The organism is Streptomyces sp. MA5143a, from assembly GCF_900290235.1.
GTDB lineage: Bacteria > Actinomycetota > Actinomycetes > Streptomycetales > Streptomycetaceae > Streptomyces.
Genome location: NZ_OLMK01000067.1, coordinates 25,981 through 43,814, shown reverse-complemented (window position 1 = coordinate 43,814; position 17,834 = coordinate 25,981). Strand labels below are relative to the sequence as shown.

The window sequence follows — 17,834 nt, the reverse complement described above, 5'->3', positions numbered from 1 at the left end:
CGGCGGGTCGCGGGTCAGACCGCGGCCGCGAGCTGCTCGCCGAGGACGAAGTCGGGGTCGATCTGCGACGCCAGGTCGGCCCCGGTCCGCTCATTGCCCCAGCCGCTCGCGTTCTTCAGGTGGAAGTGCACCATCTGACGGGTGTAGCGCTCCCAGTCGCGCAGCTCGTACGTGGCGTCCGCCGCCTCGTGCAGCGCGTGCAGCGCGCGGCGGTTGGATTCCTCCAGGTGCTCGAAGCGGGGCGGGCGGCCCTTCTCCAGGGCGCGCACCCAGTCCGAGTGGCCGACGGTGACCAGCAGGTCGTCCCCGATCTCGGCGCGGAGGAAGTCGAGGTCGTCGTCGCCCCGCAGCTTGTTGCCGATGACCTTCAGGGCGACGCCGTAGTCACTGGCGTACTCCTTGTACTGGCGGTAGACGGAGACCCCCCTCCGGGTCGGCTCGGCGACGAGGAACGTCATGTCGAAGCGGGTGAACATGCCGGACGCGAAGGAGTCGGAACCGGCCGTCATGTCGACCACCACGTACTCGTCGCGGCCGTCCACCAGGTGGTTCAGGAACAGCTCCACCGCTCCCGTCTTGGAGTGGTAGCAGGCCACCCCGAGGTCGGAGTCGGTGAAGGGGCCGGTGACCATCAAACGGACGGCCCCGCCGTCGAGTTCCACCGGCCGGGCGCAGGCGTCGTAGATCGGGTTGGGGTCGCAGATCCGCACCAGCCGGGAGCCCTCGCCGGGCGGCGTCGTCTTGATCATCGTCTCGGCGGAGGTGATCCGCGGGTTGGAGCCGCGGAGATGGTTCTTGATCAGCGAGAGCCGCTCGCCCATGGCCGGGAGCTCCGCGGCCTCCGAGTCGTCCAGCCCCAGGGCGGCCCCGAGATGCTGGTTGATGTCCGCGTCGATGGCCACGACCGGGGCACCGGAGGCGGCGAGATGGCGGATGAACAGGGAGGACAGCGTGGTCTTGCCACTCCCGCCCTTCCCGACGAAAGCAATTTTCATGTTCACCAACGGTAGTCGGATGATCGCCAACGGTGTATCGACCGGAAGGAAGACCACTCCTTCGAGGGGTCGGCGGCCAAGGCGCGTAGGGTCGTACTCATGAGTACGACAGGTGCGACCGCCGATCCGCTCGCGGCCCTCGCCGAGCTTCCCGGCGTGGCCGAGTCCGTGGAGTCCGTACGCAAGGCCGTGGACCGGGTCTACGGTCACCGAGTCATGCGGCGGCGCAGCAACGCGGTCACCTCCGAGGCCGCCTTGCGCGGCGCGCGCGGCTCGGCCGCGCTGTCCGGCGCCGACTGGGCGCTCGAAGAGGTGCGACGGCGCAGTGACTTCAGCGGGCAGGGGGGCGACGGCGAGGCGCGCACCGTGGGTGCCGCGCTGCGGCTGACCGCCGAGGCCGGCCAACTGCTGTCCATCTGGCGGCAGTCGCCCCTGCGGGTGCTGGCCCGGCTGCATCTGGTGGCGGCCGGCGAGGACCACGTGCGCGTGGGGCGTCCCCGCCAGGACGGCGAACCCGTCGACGAGCCCCTGGTGGAACTGCCGTTGCCGAGCGCGGCGGAGGTCTCCGGGCGTCTCGACGGCCTCGCCGAGCTGATCATCCGGGGCAGTGCGGCTCCCGCCCTGGTCACTGCGGCAGTCGTGCACGGTGAGCTGGTCGCCGTGCGGCCCTTCGGCTTCCACAACGGCCTCGTCGCGCTTGCGGCCGAGCGGATCGTCCTGGTCGGCAGCGGCCTCGACCCCAAGTCGGTCTGCCCGGCGGAGGTCGGTCACGCGGAACTCGGCCGCGCCGCCTATCGCGCCGCCCTGGACGGCTATGTCTCCGGAACCCCCGAGGGAATGGCCGCCTGGATCGCCCACTGCGGCAGGGCGATCGAACTGGGTGCGCGGGAGTCGACGGCGGTGTGTGAGGCACTGCAGCGCGGAGCGGCGTAGAAACCGCCAAAAAAGGTTGCGGCGGTACGAGAATTCGTACCGCCGCTGGCATGTCCACCGGGTTACCAAGCGTCCTCGATATGTGCCCATCAGGTCGGGAACTTGTGCCCGTCACCTGGTGCGGCTGGCCCGTAATCGACGGGTCGACGTCGCGTGGGTGCCCAGTGTTCATGCTAGGTCCGTGGGGCCAAAATGAGTTATTAAAGGTGATCCTCTCGGACGTCCTTTGGTCTCGCGGGCCTTGAATCCTTTCTACTCCAGGACCGGAGCAAGCGGAACCCCTTGCTGTGGTTCTTTACTTTTGCCTTCAAAGAGGGTGAATCGGCCCTGGTCGTCCGGCGTGGTCAGGCGGTCGCCACCCGGCGCCGACTCGCGTACCAGACGAGCCCCGCGGTGGCCGCCGCCGCACCTATGGCCGCCGCCGCGAGCAGGGCGGGCCGGGGCCGGACGGCGAACCGCTGCTTCAGCCGCACCGGGCGGTGGAAGTCCAGAATCGGCCACCCGCGCGCGAGGGCCTCCCGGCGGAGTGTCCGGTCCGGGTTGACCGCGTGCGGGTGCCCCACGGCCTCCAGCATCGGCAGGTCCGTCGCCGAGTCGCTGTACGCGTAGCAGTGCGCCAGGTCGTACTCCTCCGACTCGGCCAGCTCCCGGACCGCCTCGGCCTTGGTCGGGCCGTACGCGTAGTACTCCACCTCGCCGGTGAAGCAACCGTCGTCGCCGACGACCATCCGGGTCGCCACCACGCGGTCCGCGCCGAGCAGCTCGCCGATCGGCTCGACGACCTCGGCGCCGGACGTGGAGACGATCACCACGTCCCGCCCGGCGGTGTGGTGCTCCTCGATGAGGGAGGCGGCCTCGTCGTAGATGATCGGGTCGATCAGATCGTGAAGGGTCTCGGCGACTATGTCCTTCACTTGTTGGACGTTCCAGCCCCGGCACAGCGCGGAGAGGTACTTCCGCATCCGCTCCATCTGGTCGTGGTCGGCGCCGCCCGCGAGGAACACGAACTGGGTGTATGCGGTCCGCAGGGCGGCCCTGCGGTTGATCAGGCCGCCTTGGTAGAACGACTTGCTGAACGTGAGCGTGCTCGACTTCGCAATGACCGTCTTGTCCAGGTCAAAGAAGGCCGCTGTGCGGGGCAAGGAGTGGTTTTCCACGGGCTGAGCATATGCGCCCGCCATTCGGGCTAGTGTGGGGCGCGTGGGTTTGCCTGAGAAGGCTCTCGGGTACACCATGGAAGTCACGGATCGTTCGCGACCGTGCTAACCCGGCCCGACTCCTCCCCCCCCGAGTCGGCCGTGGGGACGACCCCCGCTCTCCCCCCCGGCGGGGGTCGTCGCATGTCCGGATACTTTTTCCCTTCTCTTCTCCCGCCCGCGAGGCCGCCCTGTGCTCTCGTGGGCATTTCTCTGCCTCCCCATAGGATTCGTCACTTTGTGTAGCTGTCGTGCTGCACTGCGGGGATCGTGCGGGCCTCGCCCGTTCGGGTGACGGCGATATTCACAACGGTCGGGTCGTCCACAGTTTTCGACCAAGATCCACACGATTTCCGGGATCGCTGCACCGTGATTCCAGCGCGTCCGACGGCGGCGAGTTCCTGGCCGGTTCGGTTTCTCGGGCGTCGTCGGCCGGATTTCGCCGACCGCCCATTCGGCGGCCGACGGCCGGCACTTCACACAGGACTTGAACACGGGCGTCCGGGACACGGGCGGGGCCGACGAGCGCAGAGGCGCAGCCCCGCACACCGCCCCGGACGCGGCGAAGGGGGATGGAGATCATGGCGGGAGCCATCACCGACGACCGGCGGTCGGCCGGCGACGGGCGGCAGGGCAGGCCGTTGATCGTCACCGAGGACGTGGACCTCCTGGACGACCTGCTGCGCCTGTGCGCGGCCGCCGGCGCCAGACCGGAGGTCCACCACGGCATGCCGCAGGGCCGGGGCCGCTGGGAGGCGGCACCGCTCGTCCTCGTCGGCGACGACGCGGCGCGGCGCCTGCGTGGGGCCGTCCGCCGCCGCGGGGTCGTGCTCATCGGGAAGGACCAGGACGACTCCGGGGTCTGGCAGCGTGCCGTGCAGATCGGCGCCGACCACGTGCTGATGCTGCCCGACGGCGAGCAATGGCTCGTCGACCGCATCGCCGACGTCGCCGAAGGGGTCGGAAGGCCCGCGCTCACCGTCGGTGTGATCGGAGGGCGCGGCGGTGCCGGGGCGTCCACCCTGGCCTGCGCGCTCGCCGTGACCTCGGCGCGGCAGGGCAGGCGCACCCTCCTCGTGGACGCCGATCCACTGGGCGGCGGGCTCGACGTGCTCCTCGGCGGGGAGAACGCCGAAGGGCTGCGCTGGCCCGCGTTCGCCGCCTCGCGCGGCAGGGTCGGCGGCGGCGCCCTGGAGGAGTCCCTTCCCGAGCTGCACTCCCTACGGGTCCTCAGCTGGGACCGGGGCGACGCCGTCGCCATCCCGCCCCAGGCCGTGCGCGCGGTCCTCGCCGCCGGACGGCGCCGCGGCGGGGCGGTCGTCGTCGACCTGCCGCGCCGCATCGACGAAGGCGTCGCCGAGGCTCTCGCCCAGATCGACGTCGGCCTGCTGGTGGTCCCCGCAGAGTTGCGTGCCGTCGCGGCCGCCTCCCGGGTCGCCTCCGCCTTCGGCATGGTCCTGCGTGACCTGCGCGTGGCGGTCCGGGGCCCGTACGCGCCGGGCCTCGACGACCAGGACATCGCCCGCCTCCTCGGCCTGCCACTCGCCGGCGAGGTCCCCGCCGAGCCGGACCTCCACGACGCCGCGAAGCCACCGGGAGGCATCGCCCGCGGCCCTCTGGCCCGCTTCTGCGAGGGCTTCTGGGAGCGGGTGGCCGTGGGGAGCGAGGCGGCGTGAACGAGGGAGTGGCGGGCGCCGGGCGCGCGGTGTGGTGCGCGGGACGGCGGTGGGAGGCACCTGGCCCGCGCATCGGACGCGGGGCGACGTGGAGCGGAGGTGAGGGCGGGTGAGCGCGGTGCTCGATGACGGGCTTCTGGACGGTGTGCGGCAGTGGCTCGTCGAGAGCGGGGCCGAGCCGACACCGGCCCGTGTGGCGCAGGCACTGCGGGAGCGCGGCCGGGTGCTCGGTGACGCCGAGGTGCTCGGGGCGGCCGAGCGGTTGCGGTCGGAGCTGGTCGGGAGCGGACCGCTGGAGCCGCTGCTCGCCGACCCGTCGGTCACCGACGTGCTGGTGTCGGCACCCGACCGGGTGTGGGTGGACCGCGGGGGCGGCCTGGAACTGACCGGAATCTCTTTCCAGGACGCGGCCGCCGTACGGCGGCTCGCCCAACGCCTGGCGGCCGTCGCCGGACGCCGGCTCGACGACGCCCGGCCGTGGGTCGACGCACGGCTCCCCGACGGCACCCGTCTCCACGCGGTACTGCCACCGGTGGCGGTGGGCTCCACCTGCCTGTCCCTGCGGGTCGTCCGGCCGCGGGCCTTCACGCTCGACGAACTGGCGGCGGCGGGCACGGTGCCGCCGGGCGGCGACCGGGTGCTGCGGGCACTGATCCGCGCCCGGCTGTCGTACGTCATCAGCGGCGGCACGGGCACCGGCAAGACGACCCTGCTGAGCGCGCTCCTCGGCCTGGTCGACCCGGGCGAGCGGATCGTGCTCGCCGAGGACTCGGCGGAGCTGCGGCCCGACCATCCGCACGTGGTGCGGCTGGAGGGCAGACCGGCCAACCAGGAGGGCGTCGGCCTCGTCGAGCTCCAGGACCTGGTGCGGCAGGCGCTGCGGATGCGTCCCGACCGGCTGGTGGTCGGCGAGGTCCGCGGCCCTGAGGTGGTGAGCCTGCTGGCCGCCCTGAACACGGGCCACGAGGGCGGCTGCGGCACCCTCCACGCCAACGCCGCCGGGCAGGTACCGGCGCGGCTGGAGGCGCTCGGGACGGCCGCCGGGCTCGACCGGGCAGCACTGCACAGCCAACTGGCGGCCGCGCTGTCGGTGGTCCTGCACCTGGTGCGGGACCGGGACGGGCGGCGCCGCATCGCCGAGGTCCATGTGCTGGAGCGCGACGCGTCGGGGCTGGTCGTGACGGTGCCCGCGCTGCGGTGGGGCGCGGAGACGTTCGTGCACGAGCGGGGCTGGGAGCGGCTGCGGGGCCTGCTCCGGGGCGAACTACGGGAAGGGAGCGGTTCCTATGACGGGGGCCGATGAGGCGTCGGCCGGCGTGGCCCTGGTGTGTGCCGGGGCGGCGGCCTTAATGGTGGGCGGCGGCCGGGACAGCGTCGCTCGACGGGCCCGCTCCCTGCTGGCCGGGGGCGGCGTGATCGGACCGCCCCCCTGGCAGAGGGTGGTCGGCCGGGCGCGGCGGCTCGGGGTCGAGTGGTGGGCGCCGGTGGCGGGGCTGCTCCTCGCGGTGCTGGGGGCCTCCGTGCTGCCGGTCCTCGCCGGGGCGGCCGGGGTGCCGCTGCTGCGACGGGTGCGGCGGGCGGCGGAGGAGCGCCGGGCCCGCGAGCGGCGCGGGGAAGCCGTGGTCGCGCTGTGCGCGGCGCTCGCCGGGGAGGTGCGGGCCGGACGGCAGCCGGGGGAGGCGTTGCTGCGGGCCGCACGGGACTCGGGCGGGCTCGGCGAGGCGCAGGCGGTGGTGCTGGCGGCGGCCCGGTTCGGCGGGGACGTGCCGGGCGCGCTCGCCGACGCGGCGCGGCAACCGGGCGCCGACGGACTCCTGGGGCTCGCCGCGTGCTGGCGGGTGGCCGTCGACCGGGGCGCGGGCCTCGCCGCCGGGCTCGACCGCCTGGAGGGCGCCCTGCGCGCCGAGCGGGACCAGCGGGCGGACCTGCGCGCCCAGTTGGCCGGCTCCCGCTCGACGGCGGTGATGCTCGCCGGGCTCCCGGTGCTGGGCCTGCTGCTCGGCACCGCCCTCGGCGCCGACCCGCTGCACGTGGTGCTGCACAGCGCGGCCGGGCTGGGCTGTCTGGTGGTCGGCGCGGTGCTGGAGGGCGCGGGCCTGTGGTGGGCGCTGCGGATCGTACGGGGAGCGGAGGCGGCATGAACGAGGAAGTCGTCCACAGGCTGGGGGTCGCCCTGGGCGTCCTCGTGGGTCTGTGGTGGCCGGCCCGGTGGCTGGTCGCCGCCCGGCGCCGACGGCGCCTGTTCGTCCGGCTGGACGCGGTCCTGGCCGTGGCCGCCGCTCCGCCCCGACGGCCCCTCGCCCTGCGGGGCGCGGTACGGCGCTGGCTGCCCGTAGCCGGCGGGGTGTGCGCCGGGTGGGTGCTGATCGGCGGCCTTCCGGGGCTCGCGCTGGGGCTCGCTGCCGGTGCGGGGGTCTGGCAGTGGCTACGGCGGACCCGGAAGGCGGACGGCCCGTCGGCGGAGGCGTTCGACGCGGCGGAGGCCGCCCGGCAACTGCCCCTCGCCGCCGATCTGCTGGCCGCCTGCATCGCGGCCGGGGCGAGCCCCGTGGTGGCTGCCCAGGCCGTTGGTGAGGCCCTGGGCGGGCCGGTGGGGGAGCGACTGGCCAGAGGGGCTGCGGAGGCCCGCCTCGGGGGCGAACCGGCGGACGCGTGGCGCGCGTTGGCCGCGCTCCCTGGGGCCGGTCCGCTGGCCCGACTCCTGGAGCGGGCCGACCAGACCGGCGTACCGGCCGCCGCCCCGGTCGCCCGACTCGCCGCGGAGGCCCGCGCCGACTGGGGCCGCGCCGCGACGGAACGGGCCCGCCGAGCCGCCGTGATGGTCACCGCCCCGGTCGGCCTGTGCTTCCTGCCCGCGTTCATCGCGGTGGGAGTGCTGCCGGTGGTGATCGGCCTGGCGGACGGGTTGTTGGAGGGAGGGGGTGGGGGGTGAGGGCTGGGAGGAGATGAGTGGGGCGGTGACATCGGCGAGCGATCGACCGGCGAACGATGACCGGCGATCAACGACCAGTGGTCCACGAACGAGTTACGACGAACCGAACGAGCAACGGAACCGAACGAGCAACGGAACAGAACCTCACGGGGGTTGAGATGTACAAGGCAGTGCGGGACGCGGTGCGGGGCCGGCTGGTGGGCGCCCTGATGCTTCGGGTGCGAGCGGCACGGAGGGACGCCGGAATGGTGACGTCCGAGTACGCCGTCGGAATCATCGCGGCGGTGGCCTTCGCCGCCGTGCTCTACAAGGTGGTGACCAGCGGACAGGTCCAGGCGGAGCTGCAGGAGATCGTCGGGCGGGCCCTCAGTGGCGGGGAGTGAGCCACGGCGGCGCGGCAGGGCCCTGGGCGGCGACCAGGGGTTCGTGACGGCCGAGGCGGCCATGGCCCTGCCCGTGCTGGTGCTGTTCGCGATGGCCCTCGTGTGGGCCCTGCTCGCGGCCTGCGCCCAGATCCAGTGCTTGGACGCGGCGCGGGTCGGGGCCCGTGCCGCCGCCCGCCAGGACCCGCCGGGCGCGGTCGCGGCCGTGGCACGGCGCGTGGCGCCCGACGGGGCGCGGGTCAGCGTCGGCCGGGACGGCGATTACGTACGCGTCGTCGTCTCGGCCCGCTCCCCGGGCCCTGGCGGCCTGGGCCTTGACCTGAGCCACACGGCCGTGGCCCTGGCGGAGGAGACGGTGGGGGTGGAGAGCGGGTGAGAATGCCGCCGAACGTCCGCTCGGACCGGGGTTCCGCGACCGTCTGGGTCGTCGGTGTGCTGGTCGTGCTGTGTGCCGTCTTCGGCGCTGTGCTCGCGATGGGGCAGGCGGTGGTGATCCGGCACCGTGCGGCCGGCGCGGCCGATCTCGCGGCACTGGCCGCCGCCGACCACTGGATGAAGGGCGGTGAGGGCGCTTGCGCGACGGCCGAGAGGGTGGCACGGGCGCAAGGGAGCCGCATCGTGAGCTGCGAGGTGGAGGGGGAGATCGCGGACGTCACGGCGGCGGCGGGCACCGGCCTGCTGACCGCCGAGGCCAGGGCGAGAGCGGGGCCGCCGATGTCGGCCCCCGGCTAGGGGCCCGTCCAGAGGCCGCCGAGGGCGCGGGGAAGCGCGGACCACAGCGGCGACGCCGCCCTACGCCACTTAGCCCCTATGTCGCCTCAGCCCTCCTACGTCGCCCCGCCCTCGCCCGGAGCCCCCCGCAGCAGTTCCGTGAGGAGGCGTACCGCTCCCCGCTTGTGCAAGGGGTCGTTGCCGTTGCCGCACTTGGGGGACTGGATGCAGGACGGGCACCCGGCGTCGCATTCGCACGCGGCGATGGCCTGGCGGGTGGCGTCGAGCCAGGACGCGGCCGTGTGGAAGGCGCGTTCGGCGAAGCCCGCGCCGCCCGGGTGGCCGTCGTAGACGAAGACCGTCGGCAGCAGGGTGTCGGGGTGGAGCGGCACGGAGACGCCGCCGATGTCCCAGCGGTCGCACGTGGCGAAGAGGGGCAGCATGCCGATCGACGCGTGCTCGGCGGCGTGCAGGGCACCGCCGAGGATCTCGGGATTGATGCGGGCCGCGTCGAGCTGGTCCTCGGTGACCGTCCACCAGACGGCACGGGTACGCAGCGTACGAGGAGGGAGATCGAGCTTGGACTCGCCGAGGACCTCGCCGGTGATGAGCCGGCGGCGCAGGAAGGAGACGACCTGGTTGGTGACCTCGACGGAGCCGTAGCAGAGCCGGCCGTCGCCCCAGGGGATCTCGGTGTCCGTCTCCAGGACGGAGATGGAGGTCGTGTCGCGGGCGACCGTCGAGTAGGGAGGCTCGGCCTGTTCGACGAGGGCGACGGAGTCGTCCAGGTCCAGTTCGCGCACCAGGTACGTACGGCCCTGGTGCAGATGGACGGCGCCCTCGTGGACGGTGGTGTGGGCGGCGCCCGCGTCGACCGTGCCGAGGAGGCGGCCGGTGGCGGCCTCGACGACCTGGACGGGGCGGCCGCCCTGGCCCCGGATGTCGGCGAGGTCGGCGGCCCGTTCCCGGCGGGTCCAGTGCCAGGCCTTGGTGCGGCGGCGCAGCAGCTGGGCGGCCTCCAGCTGCGGCAGCAGTTCCTCGCAGGCGGGGCCGAACAGCGCGAAGTCCTCCTCGGTCAGTGGCAGCTCGGCGGCGGCCGCGCAGAGGTGGGGGGCGAGGACATAGGGGTTGTCGGGGTCGAGGACGGTCGACTCCACCGGTTGGTCGAACAGGGCCTCGGGATGGTGGACCAGGAACGTGTCCAGCGGGTCGTCGCGGGCCACGAGGACGGCGAGGGCGCCCTGGCCGGAGCGTCCGGCGCGGCCCGCCTGCTGCCACAGGGAGGCGCGGGTGCCCGGGTAGCCGGCGATGAGGACGGCGTCGAGGCCGGAGATGTCGACGCCGAGTTCGAGGGCGGTGGTGGCGGCGAGGCCGAGGAGCTCGCCGGAGTGGAGGGCGCGTTCCAGGGCGCGGCGCTCCTCGGGGAGGTAGCCGCCGCGGTAGGCGGCCACGCGCCGGGCCAGGGAGCGGTCGACCTCGGCGAGGCGTTCCTGAGTGATCACGGAGATCAGCTCCGCGCCACGCCGGGAGCGTACGAAGGCCACCGAGCGGATGCCCTGGACGGTGAGGTCGGTCAGCAGGTCGGCCGTCTCGGCGGTCGCGGTACGCCGTACGGGGGCGCCCTTCTCGCCCTGGAACTCGGTGAGTGGGGGCTCCCAGAGGGCGAACACCAGTTCACCACGGGGCGAGGCGTCGTCGGCGACCTCGGTCACCCGGACGCCGGTGAGGCGGCCGGCGGCGACGGAGGGCTCGGCGGCGGTGGCGGAGGCCAGCAGGAAGACGGGTTCGGCGCCGTAGCGGGCGCACAGACGGCGCAGGCGGCGCAGCACCTGGGCCACATGGGAGCCGAAGACACCGCGGTAGGTGTGGCACTCGTCGATCACGACGTACTTGAGGGCGCGCAGGAAGGAGGACCAGCGGGGGTGGGAGGGAAGGATGCCCAGATGGAGCATGTCGGGGTTGGTGAGGACGTAGTTGGCGTACTGGCGGATCCACTCGCGTTCCTCGACGGGGGTGTCGCCGTCGTACACGGCCGGGCGTACGGCATTGCCCAGAGGATGTGAAAGTTCCTTCACCGACCGGCACTGGTCCGCCGCGAGTGCCTTGGTGGGGGCCAGATAGAGCGTGGTGGCCCCACGGCCGTTGGGGGCCTCGGAGCCCTCCAGCAGCCGCGAGAGGACCGGCACGAGGTAGGCCAGGGACTTGCCGGAGGCGGTGCCGGTGGCGACGACCACCGACTCGCCGTCGAGGGCGTGCTCGGCGACCCTTGCCTGGTGGGCCCAGGGATGCACGATTCCGGCGCGCTGGACGGCGGCGATGACCTCGGCACGGATCCGGTCCGGCCAGACGGCATGGCGACCCGCACGTGGGGGCACATGCTCCGTATGAGTGATGCGCGAAGCCCGGCTCGGGCCCGAGGCGAGCCGGTCCAGGACCTCGCCCGGCGAGGGGCTGGGTGCGGTGTCCGTCGAGGATCGATCGGATCGGTGATTCTTGGCCATCGGCACCGAGTGTGTCACCGGCGTGACGGACAATGGAGCCAAGGCGTCGTGCACGCCTGCCGGTAAGTGATTGAATGCCATCGCGGCTGGCGAACCGTCCCGGGGGCTTTCAAGCCGAGGTGTCCCGAGGGGCGAACGCTCGATAGCAAGGTGCTGGAGGATCCGTGGACCTGTCCCTGTCGACCCGTACCGTCGGCGATCGTACGGTCGTCGAGGTCGGTGGCGAAATCGACGTTTATACCGCGCCCAAGCTGCGTGAGCAGCTGGTCGAGCTGGTCAACGACGGGAGTTTCCACCTCGTCGTCGACATGGAGGGCGTCGACTTCCTCGACTCCACCGGGCTCGGCGTGCTGGTGGGCGGCCTGAAGCGAGTACGGGCCCACGAGGGCTCGCTGCGCCTGGTCTGCAACCAGGAGCGCATTTTGAAGATCTTCCGCATCACCGGTCTGACCAAGGTGTTCCCCATTCACACCTCGGTCGACGAAGCGGTTGCGGCCACCGACTGATGACGCCCGTCCGGGCCCGTGCCCGGAAGCGTCACAGCCAAGTCAAGTGAGGGGACCGGGCCCGAGGGCCCGGCCCTTCGACCGCACGCCCGTAGTTCCGAGGGGGATGCATGGCCACCGTTGAACTCCGCTTCAGCGCGCTGCCCGAGCACGTCCGTACCGCCCGACTGGTGGCGGCCGCGGTGGCGCGCAGGGCCGGAGTGGACGAGGCCGTCCTCGACGAGGTCAGGTTGGCCGTCGGCGAGGCGTGCACCCGTGCCGTGGGGCTGCACCGCAGCAGCGGCGTCTCGGCGCCGGTGCATGTGTCGCTGATCGAGGAGGAGAAGCAGTTCTCCATCGAGGTCGGCGACGAGGCGCCGCACACCGTTCCCGGCGACAAGGCGTCGGGTGCGGCGGGCGAGGCGGAGGTGGACAGCGAGGAGGACGACATGGGTCTCGCGGTCATCAGCGGCCTCGTCGACGACATGGAGGTCAGCACCGGGGAGAACGGCGGACTGATCCGTATGAGCTGGCCGACCACGCCGCCCAACGCGGTGCTGACCTGACTCCTCGCAACTTCAAGCATTACCCCGAAGGGCCCTGCTGAGCAGGGCCCTTTCCTTTTCTTCTGATCAACGTTCATCGGGACACCGGAATTCGTGAAGTAATTCACGATCAATGGCACGATAATTTGATCAAGCGTCAATGTCTTTGAGGCGTTACTTCTTTCGAGTAATGTGGCCGGGTGCGGATCATTTGCTGATGGGCATGCGAAGGCTAATTCCGTTTCCCGTGCACTGTTTTGATCAGGGTCCGCTCCCTAGAATCCGTCCACATCTTGAGCTCAGCCCAAGCGTCAAGGAGGACGAATGGCGGGGCTTTCTACCCCTCAGCGGTTTGACCACCCCACGAACTTCGCAGCCGCAGTGCTGACCGACGACAACCGGATCATCGTCATGGTGATCGGAGTCGTGGCGCTGGCCGCGCTCGTCGTCGCCGGAGTCCTGGTGCGCCAGGTGCTCGCGGCGGGCGAGGGCACCGACAGCATGAAGAAGATCGCGGCTGCCGTACAGGAAGGCGCGAACGCCTATCTGGCCCGGCAGTTGCGCACACTCGGCGTTTTCGCCGTCGTCGTGTTCTTCCTGCTCCTGCTGCTGCCCGCGGACGACTGGAATCAGCGCGCCGGCCGATCGGTGTTCTTCTTGATCGGCGCGGCGTTCTCGGCGGCCACGGGTTATATCGGCATGTGGCTCGCCGTGCGCAGCAATGTGCGCGTCGCGGCGGCGGCCCGGGAGGCGACACCGGCGGAAGGTGAACCGGAAAAGGATCTCACCACGGTTTCGCACAAGGCGATGAAGATCGCATTTCGCACGGGCGGCGTCGTCGGCATGTTCACGGTGGGGCTCGGTCTGCTGGGCGCCTCCTGTGTGGTGCTGGTGTACGCGGCCGACGCGCCGAAGGTGCTGGAAGGTTTCGGCCTGGGCGCCGCCCTCATCGCCATGTTCATGAGGGTCGGCGGCGGCATCTTCACCAAGGCCGCCGACGTCGGCGCCGACCTGGTCGGCAAGGTCGAGCAGGGCATTCCGGAGGACGACCCGCGCAATGCCGCGACCATCGCCGACAACGTGGGCGACAACGTCGGCGACTGCGCGGGCATGGCGGCCGACCTCTTCGAGTCGTACGCGGTGACGCTCGTCGCCGCGCTGATCCTCGGCAAGGCGGCCTTCGGCGACTCCGGGCTCGCCTTCCCGCTGATCGTCCCCGCGATCGGCGTCCTCACCGCGATGGTCGGCATCTTCGCGGTGGCGCCACGCCGGACCGACCGCAGCGGTATGTCCGCGATCAACCGCGGCTTCTTCATCTCCGCGGTGATCTCGCTGGCCCTGGTCGCGCTCGCCGTCTACGCCTATCTGCCGTCGACATACGCCGGCCTGGACGGTGTCGGCGACCAGGCGATCCTCGACAAGGGCGGCGACCCGCGGATCCTCGCGCTCGTCGCGGTGGCCATCGGCATCGTGCTGGCCGCGCTGATCCAGCAGCTGACCGGCTACTTCACCGAGACCACCCGGCGTCCCGTGCGGGACATCGGCAAGACCTCGCTCACCGGCCCGGCCACCGTCGTCCTCGCCGGTATCTCCGTCGGTCTGGAATCGGCCGTCTACACCGCCCTGCTGATCGGCCTCGGCGTGTACGGGGCGTTCCTGCTCGGCGGCACGTCGATCATGCTCGCGCTGTTCGCGGTGGCACTGGCCGGCACCGGTCTGCTCACCACGGTCGGCGTCATCGTCGCCATGGACACCTTCGGGCCCGTCTCCGACAACGCGCAGGGCATCGCCGAGATGTCCGGCGACGTCGAGGGCGCGGGCGCCCAGGTGCTCACCGACCTGGACGCCGTCGGCAACACCACCAAGGCCATCACCAAGGGCATCGCCATCGCCACGGCCGTGCTCGCGGCGGCGGCGCTGTTCGGCTCGTACCGGGACGCGATCGTCACCGCGGCGAACGACGTGGGCGAGAAGGTCTCCGGCGCCGACGCGCCCATGAACCTGATGATGGACATCTCGCAGCCCAACAACCTCGTCGGGCTGATCGCGGGCGCCGCGGTCGTCTTCCTCTTCTCGGGGCTGGCGATCAACGCGGTCTCGCGGTCCGCGGGCGCGGTGGTCTACGAGGTCCGGCGGCAGTTCCGGGAGAAGCCCGGGATCATGGACTACAGCGAGAAGCCGGAGTACGGCAGGGTCGTCGACATCTGCACCAAGGACGCCCTCAGGGAACTCGCCACGCCCGGACTGCTTGCCGTCATGGCGCCCATCGCGATCGGGTTCACGCTCGGGGTCGGCGCGCTGGGCGCGTATCTCGCGGGCGCGATCGGCACCGGGACGCTGATGGCGGTGTTCCTCGCCAACTCCGGTGGCGCGTGGGACAACGCCAAGAAGCTCGTCGAGGACGGACACCACGGCGGCAAGGGCAGCGAGGCCCACGCCGCCACCGTGATCGGCGACACCGTCGGCGACCCCTTCAAGGACACCGCGGGCCCGGCGATCAACCCGCTGCTGAAGGTGATGAACCTGGTCGCGCTGCTCATCGCTCCCGCCGTCGTCCAGTTCAGCTACGGCGACGACAAGAGCGTCGGGCTGCGGGTCACCATCGCCGTCCTCTCGATCGCCGTGATCGTGGGCGCGGTGTACGTCTCCAAGCGGCGCGGGATCGCCGTGGGTGACGAAGGCAACTCCGAGCGGCTGGCCAAGTCGGCGGACCCCGCGGTGGTTTCGTAGACGGCCATACGAAGGGTGGGGCGAGACCCCAGCTCAAAGGGCGGGCGGACGGCGCGTGTTGACGTGCCGCCCGCCCGCTCCGCTGTGTGCGGCGCCGGCCCGTGAGCCTTCTCTCTCTTGGTGCAATTGGTTACAAAATGATAGATAGAGGGGGCTCGGCACGCAGGTGGCTCCCGTCCTCCGTGTATGTTCCGGGGCCGAGAGCCACGGAAGGGACCAATCCGGTGAACAAGAAGCTCGCGGCCGCACTGTCCGGCGGTGCGGTACTGGCACTGGCACTGTCCGGGTGCAGCAGCGACGACGAGACGAACGACAAGCTGAACTCCTGGGCCAAGCAGGTCTGCGACGACGTACAGCCGCAGATCAAGAAGATCGCGGCGGCCAACGCCTCGATCCAGAAGGAGACCTCGGACGACAGCGCGCCGGCCGACGTCCAGAAGGCCGACTCCCAGGGCTTCCAGGACATCTCCGACGCGTACAAGGCCATGGCGACGGCCATCCAACAGGCCGGTGCGCCGAACGTCGACGACGGCGACAAGAAGCAGAAGGCCGCGGTCGCGGAGCTGAACCAGCTGTCCACCGCGTACGCCGAGCTGAAGAAGAAGTCCGACGCGCTGAACACGAAGGACCAGGCGAAGTTCGCCGACGGGCTGGAAGGCGTCGCCACGGAGCTGGAGAAGCTCAGCAAGACCGGCAGCAACGCCCTGAAGGAGCTGGAGAAGGGCGAGGTGGGCCAGGCGATGGCCGAGCAGCCGAGCTGCAAGTCCGCGACCTCGTCCGTCTCGGTGTCGGCGGGGGCCACCCAGAGCTGACGCCACCGACGCCCGGGCGACTCCGGCACGGGGACACGGACGCCCGGGCGGTACGACCGGCCGCGGCCCGCACGGCTGACGGCGGCACGCCCCGGTCGACCGTCCGCAGGCCGACGGCGGCGCGCCCGGCCATGGATCCGGACGGCTGACGGCGGCGCGCCCGGTCATGGATCCGGACGGCTGACGGCGGCGCGACCGGCCGTGGTCCGCACGGCCGAGGGCCGGGCGGTCCGGCGCGGCTACGCTGACGTCTGTGAGTGACTCCAAGCTGCCCTCCTTGCCGTCCGTTGACCGTTCCGATGTCGCCGCTCGGTTGCGCGCGGCGCTGATCGGCGCCGACTTCACCGCCGACGGGCTGCTCGAACTGCTCGGCGCCTCCGCGTACGCGGCCCTCGCCCGGAGCGAAGTGGTCCCCGCGTTGCGGGCCACGCGCGGCGAGTCGGCGCTGGAGGCGCTCGTCCGGCTGTTCCTGCTGCAGCAGCCGGTGGCACGCGCGCGCGTGGAGGAGGCGCTGCCCGTCGACGTGTGTGTCGAGAGTGGATGGCTGGTTCCCGTCGGTGGTTCCTCCGAGGAGATCGCCGCCACCGTCGACGTACGGCCGTACGGCGGACCCGCCGGCGAGGACTGGTTCATCGTGTCCGACCTGGGGTGCGCGGTCGGCGGGGCCGGGGGCATCGGCAGCAAGGACGAGGGTGTGGTCCTGGGTGTGGGCGGCGCGTCCACGACCCTCGCCGGCATCACCGTGCGGACGCCGGTCGGCTCCGCGCTCGACCTCGGGGCCGGCTCCGGCATCCAGGCGCTGCACGCAGCCCAGCACGCCACCCGTGTGACGGCGACCGACCTGAACCCGCGCGCGCTCCACATCACGGCGCTCACGCTGGCGCTCTCCGGCGCACCGGCGGCCGATCTGAGGCAGGGCTCGCTCTTCGAGCCGCTCGCGGACGACGAGACGTACGACCTCATCGTGTCCAACCCGCCGTTCGTGATCTCGCCGGGCGCCCGACTCACCTACCGCGACGGCGGCATGGGCGGCGACGACCTCTGCCGCACTCTCGTGCAGCGGGCCGGGGAGCGGCTCAACGAGGGCGGGTTCGCGCAGTTCCTCGCCAACTGGCAGCACGTGGCGGGGGAGGACTGGCAGGAGCGGCTCAGGTCGTGGGTGCCGCGCGGCTGTGACGCGTGGATCGTGCAGCGGGAGGTCCAGGACGTCACGCAGTACGCGGAGCTGTGGCTGCGGGACGCGGGCGACCACCGCGGTGACGCGGCCGAGTACCAGGCCCGGTACGACGCGTGGCTGGACGAGTTCGAGGCCCGCAAGGTCAAGGGCGTCGGGTTCGGCTGGATCACGCTGCGCAAGTCGGCCGCGGCCGACGACGAGCCCTCGATCACCGTCGAGGAATGGCCGCATCCGGTCGAACAGCCGCTCGGCGAGACGGTGCGGGCCCACTTCGCGCGCGTCGACTACCTGCGGGCCGCCGACGACGCCGCGCTCCTCGGCGCGCACTTCCGCCTTGCCTCCGAGGTCGTCCAGGAGCAGGTCGGACTGCCCGGTGCCGAGGACCCCGAGCACGTGGTGCTGCGGCAGAACCGCGGGATGCGCCGGGCCACGAAGGTGGACACGGTCGGCGCCGGATTCGCCGGTGTGTGCGACGGCTCGCTCAGCGCGGGGCGGATTCTGGACGCCATTGCCCAGCTCGTGGGCGAGGACCCGGTGGCCCTGCGCGACCGGACGCCGGTCCAGATCCGGCTCCTCGTCGAGCAGGGCTTCCTCGAACCGGCCCCCTGAGGCGACCACTCCGTCGAACCGGCCCTTTGGGGCGAGGGCTTCCTCGAACCGGCCCCTCCGAGGCTGCCCGGCGGCCTGCCGAGGGCATGTTCGGGTGCCCTGTTCGAGTAACGGATGGGGCGCCTCCGTACCCCTGGGTCGCATGCGTC

The 17,834-nt window shown here is 72.0% G+C and carries 16 protein-coding genes; 13 read left to right on the top strand and 3 right to left on the bottom strand.

Going from position 1 to position 17,834, the window contains the following annotated elements:
- Positions 1-14: 14 nt before the first annotated feature.
- Positions 15-995 carry a nucleotide-binding protein gene (locus tag SMA5143A_RS26810; protein WP_107465452.1) on the bottom strand — a complete coding sequence of 327 codons (981 nt, stop codon included), beginning with the start codon at positions 993-995 and terminating at the stop codon, positions 15-17.
- Between the two features lie 99 nt (positions 996-1,094).
- On the opposite strand from SMA5143A_RS26810, the gene SMA5143A_RS26805 reads away from it, so the two are divergent.
- Positions 1,095-1,928 carry an oxidoreductase gene (locus tag SMA5143A_RS26805; RefSeq protein ID WP_107465405.1) on the top strand — a complete coding sequence of 278 codons (834 nt, stop codon included), beginning with the start codon at positions 1,095-1,097 and terminating at the stop codon, positions 1,926-1,928.
- Positions 1,929-2,272: 344 nt separating this feature from the next.
- Here SMA5143A_RS26805 and SMA5143A_RS26800 read toward each other — a convergent pair whose 3' ends face one another.
- Positions 2,273-3,109 (bottom strand): HAD family hydrolase, encoded by an 837-nt coding sequence (locus SMA5143A_RS26800; protein ID WP_107465404.1) that lies wholly within the window; start codon positions 3,107-3,109, stop codon positions 2,273-2,275.
- A 596-nt stretch (positions 3,110-3,705) separates the two neighbouring features.
- On the opposite strand from SMA5143A_RS26800, the gene ssd reads away from it, so the two are divergent.
- From ssd to SMA5143A_RS26765, 7 genes are all read left to right on the top strand, one after another.
- Complete coding sequence (ssd, locus tag SMA5143A_RS26795; protein WP_107465451.1) at positions 3,706-4,800, top strand: septum site-determining protein Ssd; 1,095 nt, start codon at positions 3,706-3,708, stop codon at positions 4,798-4,800.
- Positions 4,801-4,909: 109 nt separating this feature from the next.
- Positions 4,910-6,103 (top strand): TadA family conjugal transfer-associated ATPase, encoded by a 1,194-nt coding sequence (locus SMA5143A_RS26790; RefSeq protein WP_107465403.1) that lies wholly within the window; start codon positions 4,910-4,912, stop codon positions 6,101-6,103.
- Positions 6,087-6,941, top strand: a complete 855-nt coding sequence (locus tag SMA5143A_RS26785) for a type II secretion system F family protein (RefSeq protein WP_107465402.1) — start codon at positions 6,087-6,089, stop codon at positions 6,939-6,941. The genes SMA5143A_RS26790 and SMA5143A_RS26785 overlap by 17 nt, the downstream gene beginning before the upstream one ends.
- Positions 6,938-7,732, top strand: coding sequence for a type II secretion system F family protein (locus SMA5143A_RS26780; protein ID WP_107465401.1), 795 nt, complete (start codon positions 6,938-6,940; stop codon positions 7,730-7,732). Before SMA5143A_RS26785 ends, SMA5143A_RS26780 begins: the two co-directional genes overlap by 4 nt.
- A gap of 158 nt (positions 7,733-7,890) precedes the next feature.
- Positions 7,891-8,115, top strand: a complete 225-nt coding sequence (locus tag SMA5143A_RS26775; protein ID WP_107465400.1) for a DUF4244 domain-containing protein — start codon at positions 7,891-7,893, stop codon at positions 8,113-8,115.
- Positions 8,102-8,491 carry a TadE family type IV pilus minor pilin gene (locus SMA5143A_RS26770; RefSeq protein ID WP_107465399.1) on the top strand — a complete coding sequence of 130 codons (390 nt, stop codon included), beginning with the start codon at positions 8,102-8,104 and terminating at the stop codon, positions 8,489-8,491. The genes SMA5143A_RS26775 and SMA5143A_RS26770 overlap by 14 nt, the downstream gene beginning before the upstream one ends.
- A gap of 2 nt (positions 8,492-8,493) precedes the next feature.
- Positions 8,494-8,847, top strand: coding sequence for an Rv3654c family TadE-like protein (locus SMA5143A_RS26765; protein ID WP_107465398.1), 354 nt, complete (start codon positions 8,494-8,496; stop codon positions 8,845-8,847).
- A gap of 95 nt (positions 8,848-8,942) precedes the next feature.
- Here SMA5143A_RS26765 and SMA5143A_RS26760 read toward each other — a convergent pair whose 3' ends face one another.
- Complete coding sequence (locus SMA5143A_RS26760; protein WP_181362027.1) at positions 8,943-11,408, bottom strand: DEAD/DEAH box helicase; 2,466 nt, start codon at positions 11,406-11,408, stop codon at positions 8,943-8,945.
- 83 nt (positions 11,409-11,491) lie between these two features.
- On the opposite strand from SMA5143A_RS26760, the gene bldG reads away from it, so the two are divergent.
- The 5 genes from bldG to SMA5143A_RS26735 all read left to right on the top strand — a co-directional run bounded on the left by bldG (position 11,492) and on the right by SMA5143A_RS26735 (position 17,685).
- Positions 11,492-11,833: an anti-sigma factor antagonist BldG gene (bldG, locus tag SMA5143A_RS26755; protein WP_005475923.1), complete on the top strand. Its 342-nt coding sequence runs from the start codon at positions 11,492-11,494 to the stop codon at positions 11,831-11,833.
- A 110-nt stretch (positions 11,834-11,943) separates the two neighbouring features.
- Entirely contained in the window at positions 11,944-12,378 is a 435-nt protein-coding gene (locus SMA5143A_RS26750; protein WP_099966977.1) for an ATP-binding protein, read from the top strand.
- Positions 12,379-12,681: 303 nt separating this feature from the next.
- Complete coding sequence (locus tag SMA5143A_RS26745; RefSeq protein ID WP_107465396.1) at positions 12,682-15,087, top strand: sodium-translocating pyrophosphatase; 2,406 nt, start codon at positions 12,682-12,684, stop codon at positions 15,085-15,087.
- A gap of 224 nt (positions 15,088-15,311) precedes the next feature.
- On the top strand, positions 15,312-15,899 hold the full coding sequence (locus tag SMA5143A_RS26740; protein ID WP_258193767.1) for a small secreted protein: 588 nt from the start codon (positions 15,312-15,314) through the stop codon (positions 15,897-15,899).
- A 253-nt stretch (positions 15,900-16,152) separates the two neighbouring features.
- Entirely contained in the window at positions 16,153-17,685 is a 1,533-nt protein-coding gene (locus SMA5143A_RS26735; RefSeq protein ID WP_107465394.1) for a DUF7059 domain-containing protein, read from the top strand.
- Positions 17,686-17,834 lie beyond the last annotated feature (149 nt).

Coding starts and splice junctions, on each gene's coding strand:
- SMA5143A_RS26810 (WP_107465452.1), bottom strand. CDS start 995: ATGAAAATTGCTTTCGTCGGGAAGGGCGGGAGTGGCAAGACCACGCTG.
- SMA5143A_RS26805 (WP_107465405.1), top strand. CDS start 1,095: ATGAGTACGACAGGTGCGACCGCCGATCCGCTCGCGGCCCTCGCCGAG.
- SMA5143A_RS26800 (WP_107465404.1), bottom strand. CDS start 3,109: ATGGCGGGCGCATATGCTCAGCCCGTGGAAAACCACTCCTTGCCCCGC.
- ssd (WP_107465451.1), top strand. CDS start 3,706: ATGGCGGGAGCCATCACCGACGACCGGCGGTCGGCCGGCGACGGGCGG.
- SMA5143A_RS26785 (WP_107465402.1), top strand. CDS start 6,087: ATGACGGGGGCCGATGAGGCGTCGGCCGGCGTGGCCCTGGTGTGTGCC.
- SMA5143A_RS26780 (WP_107465401.1), top strand. CDS start 6,938: ATGAACGAGGAAGTCGTCCACAGGCTGGGGGTCGCCCTGGGCGTCCTC.
- SMA5143A_RS26775 (WP_107465400.1), top strand. CDS start 7,891: ATGTACAAGGCAGTGCGGGACGCGGTGCGGGGCCGGCTGGTGGGCGCC.
- SMA5143A_RS26765 (WP_107465398.1), top strand. CDS start 8,494: ATGCCGCCGAACGTCCGCTCGGACCGGGGTTCCGCGACCGTCTGGGTC.
- SMA5143A_RS26760 (WP_181362027.1), bottom strand. CDS start 11,408: ATGGCATTCAATCACTTACCGGCAGGCGTGCACGACGCCTTGGCTCCA.
- SMA5143A_RS26750 (WP_099966977.1), top strand. CDS start 11,944: ATGGCCACCGTTGAACTCCGCTTCAGCGCGCTGCCCGAGCACGTCCGT.
- SMA5143A_RS26745 (WP_107465396.1), top strand. CDS start 12,682: ATGGCGGGGCTTTCTACCCCTCAGCGGTTTGACCACCCCACGAACTTC.